Genomic DNA, 13553 nt, shown 5'->3' with positions numbered 1-13553 from the left:
GTAAATCGAATTACAGGTTTCAGAGTGCAGGTCGCGACCTCAGGTCTACGTATCAAACCCCAGTGTTCCAACCTTGGTGCTTAGGCCACTCCAACACTTCCGTGCCCCGATGTCATGGGCACTTAACTTTCCCCCGGAATCCCCCTTATGCTGACTCAGGCCCAACTTAAACAGAACGTCGCACAGGCGGCCGTTGAATTTACCCTCCCATTTTTGATGCCTGATGTCGTGCTGGGTGTGGGTACTGGTTCGACGGTTGATCTGTTTATTGATGCGCTGGCCCCATACCGTGATCGTTTCCGCGGCGCGGCATCCAGCTCTGAGCGTAGTTCAGCGCGAATGCGCCAGCTTGGTATCGAGGTATTCGATCTCAATCAGGTAGAGGCCATGCCTCTGTATGTTGATGGTGCAGACGAAATCGACGGCGGGCTAAGCATGATCAAAGGCGGGGGCGGTGCCCTGACGCGAGAAAAAATCGTGTCTTCGGTGGCCCAGCGCTTTGTGTGTATTGTGGACGAATCCAAACAGGTCCAGACGCTGGGGCACTTCCCATTACCCATAGAGGTTATTCCCATGGCGCGCGAGTCGGTAACGCGCCGTTTGCGAGCATTGGGTGGCGAGCCCGTGTTGCGGGAAGGCTTCGTAACAGACAATGGGTGTCAGATTCTCGACGTGTCGGGCCTTACCATCACTGACCCTGCTGGGCTTGAGGCCCACCTTAACAACATACCGGGTGTGGTGTGTTGTGGGCTGTTCGCCCTGGCAGGCGCTGACGTGGTTCTGGTGTCGGGGCAGGCAGGTGTTCGGCAGGTAGAACGTGCTGCGTCATAATTGCGTCATAATACTTATGTACGCTGTGCCATTCGATTCATTTACACGGTAATGACCAGAGGCTGTCATGTTAGAACACACAAATAAGCAATTTCATGCTGATCTCGAAACCACCCGATCAATGTTCTTGCAGATGGGGGGCTTGGTGGAGGCCATGGTCAAAGATGGCATAGAAGCTCTTATTTCTGGCGATCTCAGCCTGGTCGACATAGTGCGCGAAAGAGAAAAACAGGTCAATCGCCTTGAAGTCGACATTGACGAGCGCATTGGCCAATTAATCGCCCGCAATCAGCCTACGGCGAGCGACCTTCGTCTGTTGCTGGGCGTTTCAAAAATGCTTACCGATATGGAACGCTGTGGCGACGAAGCTGAAAAAATCGCCAAGATGGCCCGTCGTCTGCACGAAGCTGAATCAGGCTACGAGCCCGTGGTCGAGTTGCGTCACATGGGCAACTCTGTGGTCCAGATGATTCATGATGCGCTTGACGCCTTTGCCCGCATGGATGCCGTGGCGGCCGCGCAGGTTGTGCGCAACGACAAAGAGGTCGACAAAGAATGGAAGGGCTCTTTGCGGCACATTATTACCTACATGATCGAAGATCCGCGCACCATTTCCCGTTCTATTGACCTTATTTTTATAGCACGGGCGCTTGAGCGTATAGGCGACCATGCCAAAAATATGTCAGAGCGCGTTATCTACATGGTGTTGGGCGACGACGTACGTCACACCGGTGTAAAAAACACCGAACGCACCGCACGTGGCGAGTTGCCCGAAGAAGAAAACAATATCTGAAGTTGCTGGTTATCTAGCCCGCTTGACGAGTTAAACGGCTCGCCACGCGGGCTTTTTCGCTATACGGTGGTCAAGACGTTTCAAAACATACGCCATGTTGGGCTGGAGTCTAATTGACGTTATTAATAATGAGAATCATCATCTATAAAATTTGGGTGTTAAGCAATTTTAGGATTGATGATGGACCCAACGTACATTCCGGCCTTGGCGCTAGTATTTCCGACGGTCATAACCACATTCTTGGTTCGTGAATATGCCAATAGATCACTGAAATGTCGTTACGTGGCTGGGGGTGCGTTGGGCGTCTTGGTTCTAGTTATTATGCTTGGCTGCAACGTCTATTTTCAGCAGATGAGCTTGCTAGAATCCGCCCTACGAGCCGCAGTTATTGCTGTGGTAATGGTGGCCAATTTTTTCTTGTGTCTATACGCAATTAGACGCGAAGCCATTCGAAAATCAAAATAATCAAGGGTGAGGTGGCTAACGCGCCATTGCCGCCTCACCCTGGTTGCCTTCATTCTTACGATGCGCTCTCGGGCGGTGGCACATAGCCATGTGCTTCGACATCTGCATCTTCAAACAAAAAGCCCTGCATTTGTCGCCCAAGAAACTTGCGCGCGTCGGGGTCGGCAAGATTAAGCCGGTTTTCGTTAACCAGGCGCGTTTGCGTCGCCATCCATTGCGCCCAGGCCTCTTTCGAAATACTTTGCCAAATGCGTACGCCCAGGTCGCCGGGGTAGGGTGGGTAATCGAGCCCCTCGGCTTCGCGCTTGAGTTTTACACAATTAATCATACGTGCCATAACAGTAACCTTAGTTCAATATTTGCAGACCACGCCATTGTACCGACCTGTGCAAACAGATACATGAGGCTGTGCGGGGCACTCTAACGCACTACAGTTTTTTGATAAATATGAGGCTGTTGCGCGAATGGTTGTAATGGGCCTGACGTTCGCGGGGCAGGTCAGAAACACCTCCGCGTACAAAGCCACGCTTTATGAACCAGTGCGAGGTGCGGGTGGTGAGCACAAAAAGACGGCGCGCACCCATGGCTCGCGCGCGGGCTTCAGTGTGACGCAGCAGTATTTCGCCTTCGCCACTGCCTTGCCATTCTGGGTGGACGATAAGGCAGGCCATTTCGGCCATGTTTTCGTCCAGGTACGGCATAAGTGCGACGCAGGCGTAGATAATGCCGTCGTGTTCCAGCACGGTAAATTTTTCTACATCGCGCTCAATAACGCCACGGCCGCGCGGCACGAGCGTGCCATCTTCTTCAAGCGGTTCAATCAACTGTACGATGGCACCGATGTCATCGATGTTGGCTGCGCGTAGATCGTCAAGAGTGTCTTCGACAACCATGGTGCCGACGCCATCGTGGGTGAAGATTTCAAGCAGTATGCTGCCATCAAGTGTATAAGGCACCAGATGCGCGCGGGCTACGCCCCGCTTTACGGCGCGCGAGGCATAGCTAAGAAAGCTTGCCGTTTCGTGGTCAAGCGTGCCGGCGACCAACAAGGCGTCTGCGTCTTCGCGCGTGAGTTCGGTGTCGACTGAACCATCGCCATCGCGTACCATGCAGTTGGGCGTAAGGAAAATCAGCTTTTCAGCGCGTAGCGCCACGGCGGCGCTGGTGGCCAGGTCTTCCATGGCCAGGTTGAAGGCATCACCGGTGGGCGAGAAGCCCAACGGTGAAAGCAGTACTATGGCACTTTGGTTGATCACGCTTTTAATTGCGTCGGTGTCCATTTTGCGTACGGCACCGGTGTGCAGGTAATCAAGGCCGTTAATAACGCCGACGGGCCGCGCCGTAACAAAGTTGCCCGAAATAACCCTAATATGTGCATGCGACATGGGCGTATTGGGTAGGCCCTGGCTAAATGCCGCCTCAATATCAAGCCTTATTTCACCCGCCGCTTCTTTGGCGCACTCTAATGCTTCGGGGGTGGTAGGCTCGGTACTATGGCCAAACTGCATGTCAAACCCTTTGAGGCGCAGTTGCTCATTAACCTGAGGGCGTGAGCCATGCACCAGTACCAGCTTGACCCCAAGCGCCGAAAGCAGTGAAAGGTCTTGTATCAGTGCATTAAGTGCACCGTCGTTGACAAGTTCGCCGCCAAAGGCCACGACAAACGTCTTGCCGCGAAAATCGTGCACATAGGGCGCCACCTCGCGAAACCAGCGCACAAACTGTGCGGGAGCGAATTCAGGGGCGTCTTGTGCGGAGAACGTGGTGTCGACATCGAGAGTGGTCATGGCGTGGTGTGTTTTCCCTTATAAAGCGTAGATTCGTCCCGAAATTATAATGACGGACTATCCATTCAAAAGAAGTTTCATGCAAGAATCTGCCAATCTGTCGGCAAACCAACACAAAGCAACCAGTAAAACACGGCGCCGGGGCCCGCGTGACGATCAGGCAACCGCTGATCGGCAGGCTGCACCCAGGCCTGAACGCCCGTTGCCAGCGCTGTCATATCCCGACGACTTGCCCGTTAGCGCTAGACGGCAAGACATTGCTGACGCCATCCGCGCCAATCAGGTTGTTATTGTGTGCGGCGAAACCGGCTCGGGCAAAACCACCCAGCTACCCAAGATATGCCTTGAACTGGGCCGGGGCCAGCGCAAAATTATTGGCCATACTCAGCCGCGACGGCTGGCCGCCACATCGGTGGCCAAGCGCATAGCCCAAGAGCTCAAAACAGAGCTAGGCGACTGGGTGGGTTACCAGATACGTTTTAGCGATCGCAGTGGCCCAGGCACGGCCATCAAGCTGATGACCGACGGCATTTTGCTGGCCGAGTCACAGCGCGACCCCATGCTGCGCCGCTACGACACCATTATTATTGACGAGGCGCACGAGCGCAGCCTGAATATTGATTTTCTGCTTGGGTTTTTAAGGCAGCTGCTGCCGCGCCGGCCTGATCTCAAGCTAATTATTACGTCGGCAACCATAGATGCTGACCGCTTTGCCAACCATTTCTCTAGCCAGGGCAAGCCTGCGCCTGTCATTGAGGTGTCTGGCCGCCTGTACCCGGTCGATGTGCTTTATCGCCCGGTGCAAGAAGATGACGATGAAGAACGCGATCTGATCGATGCCGTGGTTGACGGTGTGGCCGAGTGCGCACGTCATGGCGCTGGCGATGTGCTGGTGTTTTTACCAGGCGAGCGTGAAATCCGTGAAACCGTTGAGGCCTTGCGCAAGAGCACACTGACACATTGCGAAGTGTTGCCACTTTATGCCAGGTTGTCGCAGGCCGAGCAAGAGCAGATCTTCCGTCCTCAAGGTAATGCGCGGCGTATCGTGCTCGCCACCAATGTTGCCGAAACCTCGCTGACTGTGCCGGGCATACGTTATGTAGTCGATAGCGGTCTGGCGCGCGTAAAGCGCTATTCATGGCGCAACAAAGTTGAGCAGTTGCGTATTGAACCCATCAGCCAGGCCTCGGCCAACCAGCGCGCCGGTCGTTGTGGTCGGGTAGGCCCGGGTATTTGTGTGCGCCTCTACGCTGAACAAGACTTCATGCAACGGGCGGCCTTTACAGATCCCGAGGTACTACGTTCATCGCTTGCTTCCGTTATTTTGCGCATGAAGGCGCTGCGGTTGGAAGACATTGAAACCTTCCCGTTTGTCGACATGCCTTCGGGCCGGGCGATTGCCGATGGCTACCACCTGCTTCAAGAGCTTGGCGCCATTGACGAAAGCAACCAGCTGACGTCGGCGGGTAAAGAGCTTGCGCGCTTGCCGGTTGATCCGCGTCTGGCTCGCATGATACTAGCGGCAAAAGACCAGCAATGTCTCGCCGAAATGCTAATTATCGCGTCGGCCCTGTCTGTGCAAGACCCCCGTGAGCGTCCTCTGCAAGACCGTGAGGCATCTGAGACGGCGCATGCCAAGTTTGGTGACGACAAGTCTGAGTTTCTTTCGTACCTTAAACTCTGGAACTGGTACGGAGAGCAGGTAGAACATAAAGCATCGCAGCGCAAGCTGGTCACCAAGCTGCGCCAGAATTTTCTGTCACCCATACGCTTACGCGAATGGCGTGATGTCCATAGCCAATTGGCTGGCCTGGTCGGCGAGCAGGGCTGGCGTCTTAATACCTTGCCAGCTACCTACGAACAAGTCCACATGGCCTTGCTCGCGGGTCTGCTGGGCAATATCGGTCTTAAAAGTGATGAAGGTTCAGGGTATCTGGGGGCTCGCGGTATCCGCTTTCAGATCCATCCAGGTTCACGCCTGGTCAAGAAGGCAGGCAAATGGCTGGTGGCCGCCGAACTGGTCGAAACTACGCGACTTTATGCACGCTGCGTTGCCCGTATTGATCCGGCCTGGCTGGAGCGGGCCGCAGGCCATCTCATACTGCGCAACTGGTCTGACCCGCGCTGGGATAAAAAGGCTGGCCAGGTCGTAGCCAATGAACGGGCTACGCTTTATGGCTTGCCAATCTATCATGGCCGGCGTATTCATTTTGGTCGTATTGACCCCGGGCAGGCGCGCGAAATATTCATTCGTGACGGCCTGGTGGCGGGCGAGGTTGATGCGGCGCTGCCGTTTCTTCGCCAAAATCGCCAGCTTATTGTGTCTATCGAAAAGCTCGAGCACCAGACAAGGCGGCCCGATATTCTTGTGGACGACACGCTTATTTATGCGTTCTACGACAAGCTTATCCCTGAACACGTGTTCCAGACGGCAACGCTAGAAAAATGGTTCAAAAGCCTTGATAAAGCGCAGACGGGGGCGCTGGTTCTTACGCGCGACGCACTCATGCGCCACGATGCGGCAGGGGTCACCACAGACGTCTTCCCGCGCAAAGTCGAATGGCAAGGGGTGGCCATGGCACTCGATTACCACTTTGAGCCCGGCTCGGTGCGCGATGGCGTTACGCTTTCCGTTCCGCTGTTCGCACTTAATAAAATAGACCCCTTGCGTTGCGAGTGGCTGGTGCCCGGCATGCTCAAGGAAAAAACCCATCTTCTGCTCAAGTCATTGCCACAGAAAATGCGACGCCAGTGTGTTCCTCTGCCAGACTACGCTGCGGCGTTTTACGAGCGCTGGTTCGATCGTGCCGACAACCCTGGCATGGGCTTGCCCGAGGCCATTAGCGCTGATATGTGGGAACACGTCAAAGTACGTCCTCTGCGCAGCGATTTCAAGCTTGAAACCTTGCCCGCTCATTTGTTCATGAACTTCAAGGTTGTTGACGAGCATGGGCGTATGTTGTCAGGAGGGCGCAACCTCGATCAGCTCAAGGCTGAGCATGGCCGGCAGGCCCAGGCATCTTTTCAGCAAATCGCTGCGCGTGATGAAAATGTGGCGCAGGCCCTGGCACATGAAAACCTTACCGATTGGTCGTTTGGCCCTCTGCCCGACATCATGGAGATTCAGCGCAAAGGGCAGTCAGTCATAGGCTATCCAGCGCTCATCGATCGGCAGACACATTGTGATTTTGATGTTTACGACGACCCTGAGCAGGCACGCCAGATCCATAAGGCAGGGCTCAGACGTCTTTTCCGGCTGGGGCTGCGCGAGCAGGTTAAGTTTCTTGAGAAAAATCTGCCCGACCTTACGCGCATGAGCATGCTTTACATGAGTCTGGGCACCCAGGAAGATCTGCGCGATCAATTTATTGATTGCGCCATTGGTCAGGCCTGTCTTATGGACCCCTGGCCGACGGATCAGAGCAGCTTTGAGTTGCGCCGTAACGAGGCCAAGGGCCGTCTGGGCTTGCTGGCACAAGAAATCGCGCGACTGGCGGGGCAGGTTCTTGCAGAGTGGGCCGCGTTGCAAAAAAAACTGCAGCAGGCCAAGTCCCATGCAGTTGCCTACGCCGATCTGCAAGCGCAGCAATCTGCCTTGATGAACAAATGGTTTGTGCGTGACACGCCTTATAAGCAGCTGGCGCATTTTCCGCGTTACCTGAAGGCTGCTCAGGCGCGTATTGAAAAGCTGCGAGGTGATCCTGCACGCGATGCCCGGCTGGTTGCCGACATGGCACCCTTGCTGGCCCAATATCAACGTGCCCGGTCTGCCTTGAAAGGGGCCCGTGATGGTCAGTTGGATGACTTTCGATGGTTGCTTGAAGAGTTGCGTGTGGCCTTGTTTGCGCAAGAACTGCGCACGCCCATGCCTGTGTCGGTGAAGCGGCTGCAAAAGGCCTGGGAGGCCATGCGCCGGTAGGCCTGTCGGGCGGACTTCAGACAGGGCAGAACCTGGGTATGTGGCCACAGGATCTGCGTCTGTCCTGATTTAGTCTATAAGCTTGCCCTGGGCATCGTAAAAGGGGTAATGGCCCCCGTAATCTTCCACATATACCGTATGCGTCACCCAGTTTTTATCGATGTTGGCATGAACATGAAAAGCCGGGGGCTCCATGACAAATGCACTGGGGCCGTTGGGGTTGAGATCATAGGCAACCTGATGAGCAGGTGAGGGACAGATGCTGGCAATGCTATGTGCGAAGCGTGTCATGACGCCACGGTGTACGTGGCCGCAGATCAGACGTTCTATGTTTTCGTAGTTGCGCAGCAGTTCTTCCAGTTGATGAGCATCGTCGCGGTTCAGGCTTTGTTTGTCCATGTGCTCCACGCCACAAAGAAACGGCGGATGGTGCATGGCGATGATCGTGGGTTTGCCGCGTTGTGCCTGCAACTGCTCAGCAAGCCACTGCAAACGCTGTTCGCACAGTCGTCCGCCGCTGTTGGGCAGGTCTTGAGAGTCAAGCACGATGAGGCTTAGCTTCTCGAAATCCAGTGTGTATTGGACGAAGCCGTCGACGCCAAGATACGTGTGATCAGGAAATGCCTGGCGCAGTGTGTCGCGGTGGTCGTGATTGCCGACCGCCAGATAAAAAGGCATTTGAAGACGTTCCAGCTCAAGGCGCAAGGCCTGATACTCTTCAATAACGCCGAAGTCGGTGAGGTCGCCCGTGATGATCAGGGCGTCGGGGCGCGGTGACAACCGGTTAAGCTTGTCGACGCACGCATGCAGATACTTGGTGGTATCCACTTTTTTATAGGCGAGCAGGCCGGGCTTTTTTATATGCAGATCGGTAATCTGGGCAAGCAACATTATGACTCCCCCGCCATCAGCAGCAAATGATGGGGTTCAAGCCGCAGCCCGATCTGCTGCCCGGTCTGATACTCGTGGCGGTTTGAGGTTTCTACGCAAACTCGCTGGCCTTCGGTAACACCATCAAGAAATAGTCGCGTGCGCTCGCCAAGAAACTGCACGTTGGCCACGGTGCCGCTTAATGAACTTTCTTCAACCGGCACAACTTGCGCATCTTCAGACCGGAAGAAAATCGTATCCAGGTTGTCTGCCCCAGCCGGGCAGTTTAGGTGACCGCCCGCCGTCACAAATACGCCGTCTCGGTAGGTGCCGCGCAAGGTATTTAGTGAACCAATAAATTGTGCAACGTGATGGTTGCGCGGCTTGAAGTAAATTTCGCGCGGTGAGCCTGCTTGCTCAATGCGACCTTTGCTCATTACGACAACGCGATCACCCAGCACCATGGCTTCGGCCTGATCATGCGTAACATAAACCGTGGTTACGCCCAGCCCTTTCAGAAGCTGATCCATGTCGGTGCGCAGGGTTTCACGCAATTGGGCATCCAGTGCGGTCAAGGGCTCATCCAGCAGAAGAACGCGAGGCTTGGGCGCCAGTGCGCGTGCCAGTGCCACGCGTTGTTTCTGGCCACCTGAAAGCTGGTCTATCTGTTTGTCTGCATGCTCGGCAAGATGCACCATTTCAAGCAGTTCATTGACTCGCTTCCTGCGTTCAGCTTGCGGTACTTTTTGTATTTTCAGACCATAGCCGACATTGTCCCGCACCGAATAGTTGGGAAACAGCGCGTAATTCTGAAACACCATGCCAACGCGGCGTGTTTCTATCGGCTGATGCGTGACATCTTCGTCGCCAAACATAATGCGCCCACCTGGGTCGGGGCGTTCAAGGCCGGCGATAAGGCGTAGCGTTGTTGTCTTGCCGCACCCTGAAGGGCCCAGCAAAACCAGTGTTTCACCAGCGCCGATGGCCAGGTCGGTTTTCTGCAGCACCATGGTGTCATGGTAGGTTTTGCTACAGTTTTCAAGCGTAATTGGGATCGAATTCAGTTTCATGGCTTCAGCCGTTTTGGTTTGTCCAGAGATTGCATCAGAAGCAGCAGCGGTATCACGATAAGGAAAAACACCGTGGTGTAGGCGCTGCCCACTTCAATTCGCAAAGAGGCATAGGCGTCGGCGAGCCCGACAGGCAGGGTTTTGGTTTGAGGCGCATGCAGCATCCACGTCAGGTTGAACTCGCCCAGCGACAGGGTAACCACCATCAGCGAGCCCGCCAGAATGCCTGAACGAATATTAGGAACCACAACACCCATAAACCTTTGTACAAAGCGTGCTCCTAAACTGGCCGCCCCTTCTTCCAACGTTTTGATGTTTTGACTGGAGCAGGCCGCCGATACAGACCGCACCATGAAGGGCAACGTAAAGATCACATGCCCGCAAATAATGAACCACAAGCTGATACGAAACTCGCGGAACCCGCCGTACACAGTAATAATGGCCAGTGCACTAGCCAGCCCCGGCAGCGCGATGGGCAGGGTGATCAACTCTTCGATCAGACGGGCAAAGCGGCTTTTCCAGCGCGAAAGCACGTATCCGGCCGGTATGCCGATCAGTAGTACAACCACCAGTGTGGTGCCCGCGACGATCAGCGAGTTCAGAATCGCCATGTGATAGTCTTCGAGCACTTTAATCACCCACTTCATGGTCAGACCGGCAGATGGCCCTTTGAAATAGTTGACCGAGAAGCCAGTCAGCGCCGAGACAAACACCGGCACAATAAGAAATGCACAGATTAGCAGTGTGACTGCCAGCTGACACCAGAACAGCAGGCGATGAGTTCTACGCATTTAGCCACCTGCCATCATGGTTGTGCCGGCAAAATTACGGGCAAGTGTCAAAATTGCCCACGTGACGACGCCGAGGATCACGCTCAGCGCCGCAGCAGTGACCAGGTTGGCGTTAAGCGTAAATTCTGTATAAATCGTCATAGGCAGCACATTAATATCGGTGGCAAGCGTAAATGCGGTGCCAAAAGCGCCAATTGAAATCGCAAAACAGATGGCGCCCGACGCAATCAGAGAAGGCGCGAGGGCAGGTAGAGTCACGTCACGCATAACGGCCCACGAGCCTGCCCCCAGTGAATGCGCCGCTTCTTCCAGTGACGCATCCATGGATTCTGCCGCCGCCATGACCGACAGCACGATCTTGGGTATGGAAAAATACAAATAACCCAAGAACAGGCCGGCCATGGAATAGGCAAAAACCAGTTTGTGGCCGAGTAGTTCCTGGCTGATGCTGCCGATAATGCCTTGTCGGCCGGCAAGCATAATCACCATAAAACCCACGACTACACCCGGAAACGCCAAAGGCAACGTCAACATTGAAATGACTATCCGTTTGCCAGGAAACTCATTGCGCGTCAGAAACAACCCGCTGATGACCGAAAGTACGATGGTGGCGGCCGTAACGGCGAGCGACAGAGCGACGGTTTGCCAAAGACTCTGCAAATATCGTGAGTCGCTCAGAATGGCTGTATATGTTTGTATAAAACCGTTGTCGCCTGCACTGATTCTGATGAGCATGCCAACTGGCAACAGCCAGAAGGCTGTGAACACAACCAGTGCAGGGATTAGTAACGCAAAGCGCCAGCGAAAGGGAAGGGTCAGATCTTGCATTTGCGTTTCGCTTAGTTCACCTGGTCAAGATACATGCGCTGGAAGGCTTCTTGCTTCGCGGCGAGTTTTGTGTAGTCCACGGTTTTTACGCGTGCATACTCACTGTCAGGCAAAAACTTGTCTGCGATGTCTTTCGGAATATCAACGTGACGCACAGGCTTGAGAAAGGCATTCGCCCAATGTGCCTGGCCTTTGTCCGAAAGCAGGTAGTCGATGACCTTTTTGGCGTTCGCTTCATGTGGAGCGCCCTTCACCAATGAAATGGTGTATGGAAACGTCACGCTGCCTTCTTTTGGAATAACAAACTGGATGTCGGCTTCATCCTTGTATTTGCCCCGGTACGCATTAAAATCAAAATCGATCAAGATAGGTATCTCGCCTGAGAGAACACGGGCGTACGAGGTCTGCTTTGGCACAATAGGCTTGTTCTGTTTAAGCTTTTTAAGGTAGTCCAGGGCTGGCGTAAAGTCGTCAAGGGTGCCACCCATAGCCTGGTTAATTGCAACGGCGCCTGCATAGCCCACAAAAGCGCTGCTTGGATCAAGATAGCCTACCAACCCGCGGTATTCAGGCTTGAGCAGGTCACTCCATGATTGCGGCACCGGCTTGCCTTCGAGTGCTGCCTCATTCACAAAAAGGCCGATGGTGCCCGAGTGGATGGCGACCCAGCGACCGTCCTTGTCTTTCAGATCATCGGGGATTTCATCCCAGTTTTTGGGTTTGTAGCTGCCAAGTACATCTTGCTTCGTGGCCTCAATGGCCGCCGTGATGCCAAGGTAAACAATATCTGCGACCGGGCTGTTTTTCTCGGTAATAATCTGGGCCAGCGATTGCCCCGAGTTTTTATTGTCCAGAGGCACCGTTAAGTTGAGGTCATTTTTAATGTTTTTGACCTGGCCTGCCCAGTCTGCCCATTGCGGAGGACAGTTGTAGCAAATGACCAGGTCATCTGAACTGGCGGCGCTCGCGGCACCCATATTCATGCTCAGTGTCATAAAGACCCCGAGCATCAGGAATTTTCGAAGTTTCATGGTACAGCTCCTTGGTGAGTAAACCCCGCTGGCAAATAGTTGCCAACAGGCTGCATGGCGTCTTAGCGCCTGCGATCTAGGCTGGGTGCACCAACCGTTTTTCTTTCCAGCAAAACGTGGTCGAGAAATAAAGAGTCATGGTGGATGTCTGTACCATCTAGGCGGGCAAGCAGGCGCTCAGCCGCGCGCCGACCAATCTCATGATTGGGCTGGCTGATCGTCGTTAGTGTTGGCTCGATAAGTTGGCCGTATTTGAGCCCGTCAAAGCCAATAATGGACATGTCTCGGGGAATATGAACCCCACGCTCACGCAGTAACTTTATTACCTCAAGTGCGAGTAAATCTGTACTGCAGAACACGGCAGTCGGTGCACTCGCCATGTTATCCAGCCAATGTTGCAAACTGGTTTCAATGGTGCGTGCATCGAAATCCACCTCAAGAAGTGGTAGCGGCTTGTGGCCTGCGGCAAACATGGCATCTTCGTATCCCTGATAACGCAAGCGCGAGCGATCTGACGCCGCCACATAGCCTGCGATCATTGCAATATGCTGGTGGCCAGCGTTGAGCAAATGCTCAATGGCGTCGCGTGCGGCGACACGGTCGTCAATGGAAACAGACGGAAAGCCTTCTGTATGGTTGTACATCAGTACATAGGGCACGTTTTCTCGTGCAAGCAAGTCCAGCGCGTCGCAATGTGCCGTATCAGCCACGGTAAGCAGCAGCCCGTCAACCTGCTGGCGAAGAAGAATCTCAATAAGTTGGCTTTCTTTACTTACTTCGTACTGTGTTGTCGTGAGTAGCATGCGTTTATGCTGCGTTTCGAGTGCCTGTTCTATACCCGCAGCACAGTCAGCAAAAATGGGGTTTGTAAGCGAGGGCAGCATCACGCCTACAAGCCCCGTTTGCTTGCGCCGCAGTTGCCGTCCTATCAGGTTAGGACGAAACCGTTCTTGGCTTGCAATGGCCAAAATGCGTTCGCGTGTTTTCTCGCGAACCAGATGAGGTTCGTTGAAACAGCGCGATACGGTGGCAATGGAACAGCCGGCCAACGCGGCGACTCGCCTTATGTCTGACATATGCCAAACCTAAAATGAAAACGTTTTCATTTTATAGCAATCAGCGTTTTCATTTGCCATAGGGGATTCCACGGGGGATAGCGAGGCTGGTG

At 54.2% G+C, this 13553-nt stretch carries 11 protein-coding genes; 3 read left to right on the top strand and 8 right to left on the bottom strand.

Annotated elements, in window-relative coordinates:
* The first annotated feature begins 147 nt into the window (after positions 1-147).
* Together rpiA and phoU are read left to right on the top strand one after the other, a co-directional pair.
* Positions 148-831: a ribose-5-phosphate isomerase RpiA gene (rpiA, locus tag FQ179_RS21065; protein ID WP_149399547.1), complete on the top strand. Its 684-nt coding sequence runs from the start codon at positions 148-150 to the stop codon at positions 829-831.
* Between the two features lie 67 nt (positions 832-898).
* Positions 899-1624, top strand: a complete 726-nt coding sequence (gene phoU / locus FQ179_RS21060; RefSeq protein WP_149399546.1) for a phosphate signaling complex protein PhoU — start codon at positions 899-901, stop codon at positions 1622-1624.
* 520 nt (positions 1625-2144) lie between these two features.
* Here the strand turns inward: phoU and FQ179_RS21055 are convergent.
* Both FQ179_RS21055 and argA read right to left on the bottom strand, forming a co-directional pair.
* Positions 2145-2426, bottom strand: coding sequence for an oxidative damage protection protein (locus FQ179_RS21055; protein ID WP_149399544.1), 282 nt, complete (start codon positions 2424-2426; stop codon positions 2145-2147).
* 91 nt (positions 2427-2517) lie between these two features.
* Positions 2518-3876: an amino-acid N-acetyltransferase gene (gene argA, locus FQ179_RS21050; RefSeq protein WP_149399542.1), complete on the bottom strand. Its 1359-nt coding sequence runs from the start codon at positions 3874-3876 to the stop codon at positions 2518-2520.
* A 79-nt stretch (positions 3877-3955) separates the two neighbouring features.
* Here argA and hrpA point away from each other — a divergent pair, with 79 nt between their 5' ends.
* Positions 3956-7795: an ATP-dependent RNA helicase HrpA gene (gene hrpA, locus FQ179_RS21045; protein ID WP_149399540.1), complete on the top strand. Its 3840-nt coding sequence runs from the start codon at positions 3956-3958 to the stop codon at positions 7793-7795.
* Between the two features lie 69 nt (positions 7796-7864).
* On the opposite strand, the gene FQ179_RS21040 is transcribed toward hrpA, so the two are convergent.
* The 6 genes from FQ179_RS21040 to FQ179_RS21015 form a co-directional block, all read right to left on the bottom strand.
* Complete coding sequence (locus tag FQ179_RS21040) at positions 7865-8686, bottom strand: phosphodiesterase (protein ID WP_149399538.1); 822 nt, start codon at positions 8684-8686, stop codon at positions 7865-7867.
* On the bottom strand, positions 8686-9735 hold the full coding sequence (locus FQ179_RS21035) for an ABC transporter ATP-binding protein (RefSeq protein ID WP_149399536.1): 1050 nt from the start codon (positions 9733-9735) through the stop codon (positions 8686-8688). The genes FQ179_RS21040 and FQ179_RS21035 overlap by 1 nt, the downstream gene beginning before the upstream one ends.
* Positions 9732-10526 (bottom strand): ABC transporter permease, encoded by a 795-nt coding sequence (locus tag FQ179_RS21030; protein ID WP_149399534.1) that lies wholly within the window; start codon positions 10524-10526, stop codon positions 9732-9734. Before FQ179_RS21030 ends, FQ179_RS21035 begins: the two co-directional genes overlap by 4 nt.
* Positions 10527-11354 carry an iron ABC transporter permease gene (locus FQ179_RS21025; RefSeq protein WP_149399532.1) on the bottom strand — a complete coding sequence of 276 codons (828 nt, stop codon included), beginning with the start codon at positions 11352-11354 and terminating at the stop codon, positions 10527-10529.
* A gap of 11 nt (positions 11355-11365) precedes the next feature.
* Complete coding sequence (locus FQ179_RS21020) at positions 11366-12385, bottom strand: ABC transporter substrate-binding protein (RefSeq protein ID WP_149399530.1); 1020 nt, start codon at positions 12383-12385, stop codon at positions 11366-11368.
* A 62-nt stretch (positions 12386-12447) separates the two neighbouring features.
* A complete protein-coding gene (locus tag FQ179_RS21015) occupies positions 12448-13461 on the bottom strand; it encodes a LacI family DNA-binding transcriptional regulator (protein ID WP_149399528.1) in 1014 nt (337 codons plus the stop codon).
* Between the last annotated feature and the right edge of the window lie 92 nt (positions 13462-13553).

The sequence above is a fragment of the Pusillimonas sp. ANT_WB101 genome, from assembly GCF_008369125.1.
Taxonomy (GTDB): Bacteria; Pseudomonadota; Gammaproteobacteria; order Burkholderiales; family Burkholderiaceae_B; genus Allopusillimonas.
Note: the sequence above shows the minus strand (reverse complement) of the source record. Positions and strands in the feature narration are given on the sequence as shown.

What these genes read in the sequence shown, in the direction of transcription:
- FQ179_RS21030 (WP_149399534.1), bottom strand. Translation starts at nt 10,526, where the DNA reads ATGCGTAGAACTCATCGCCTGCTGTTCTGGTGTCAGCTGGCAGTCACA.
- hrpA (WP_149399540.1), top strand. Translation starts at nt 3,956, where the DNA reads ATGCAAGAATCTGCCAATCTGTCGGCAAACCAACACAAAGCAACCAGT.
- FQ179_RS21020 (WP_149399530.1), bottom strand. Translation starts at nt 12,385, where the DNA reads ATGAAACTTCGAAAATTCCTGATGCTCGGGGTCTTTATGACACTGAGC.
- FQ179_RS21055 (WP_149399544.1), bottom strand. Translation starts at nt 2,426, where the DNA reads ATGGCACGTATGATTAATTGTGTAAAACTCAAGCGCGAAGCCGAGGGG.
- FQ179_RS21015 (WP_149399528.1), bottom strand. Translation starts at nt 13,461, where the DNA reads ATGTCAGACATAAGGCGAGTCGCCGCGTTGGCCGGCTGTTCCATTGCC.
- FQ179_RS21025 (WP_149399532.1), bottom strand. Translation starts at nt 11,354, where the DNA reads ATGCAAGATCTGACCCTTCCCTTTCGCTGGCGCTTTGCGTTACTAATC.
- argA (WP_149399542.1), bottom strand. Translation starts at nt 3,876, where the DNA reads ATGACCACTCTCGATGTCGACACCACGTTCTCCGCACAAGACGCCCCT.
- phoU (WP_149399546.1), top strand. Translation starts at nt 899, where the DNA reads ATGTTAGAACACACAAATAAGCAATTTCATGCTGATCTCGAAACCACC.
- rpiA (WP_149399547.1), top strand. Translation starts at nt 148, where the DNA reads ATGCTGACTCAGGCCCAACTTAAACAGAACGTCGCACAGGCGGCCGTT.
- FQ179_RS21040 (WP_149399538.1), bottom strand. Translation starts at nt 8,686, where the DNA reads ATGTTGCTTGCCCAGATTACCGATCTGCATATAAAAAAGCCCGGCCTG.
- FQ179_RS21035 (WP_149399536.1), bottom strand. Translation starts at nt 9,735, where the DNA reads ATGAAACTGAATTCGATCCCAATTACGCTTGAAAACTGTAGCAAAACC.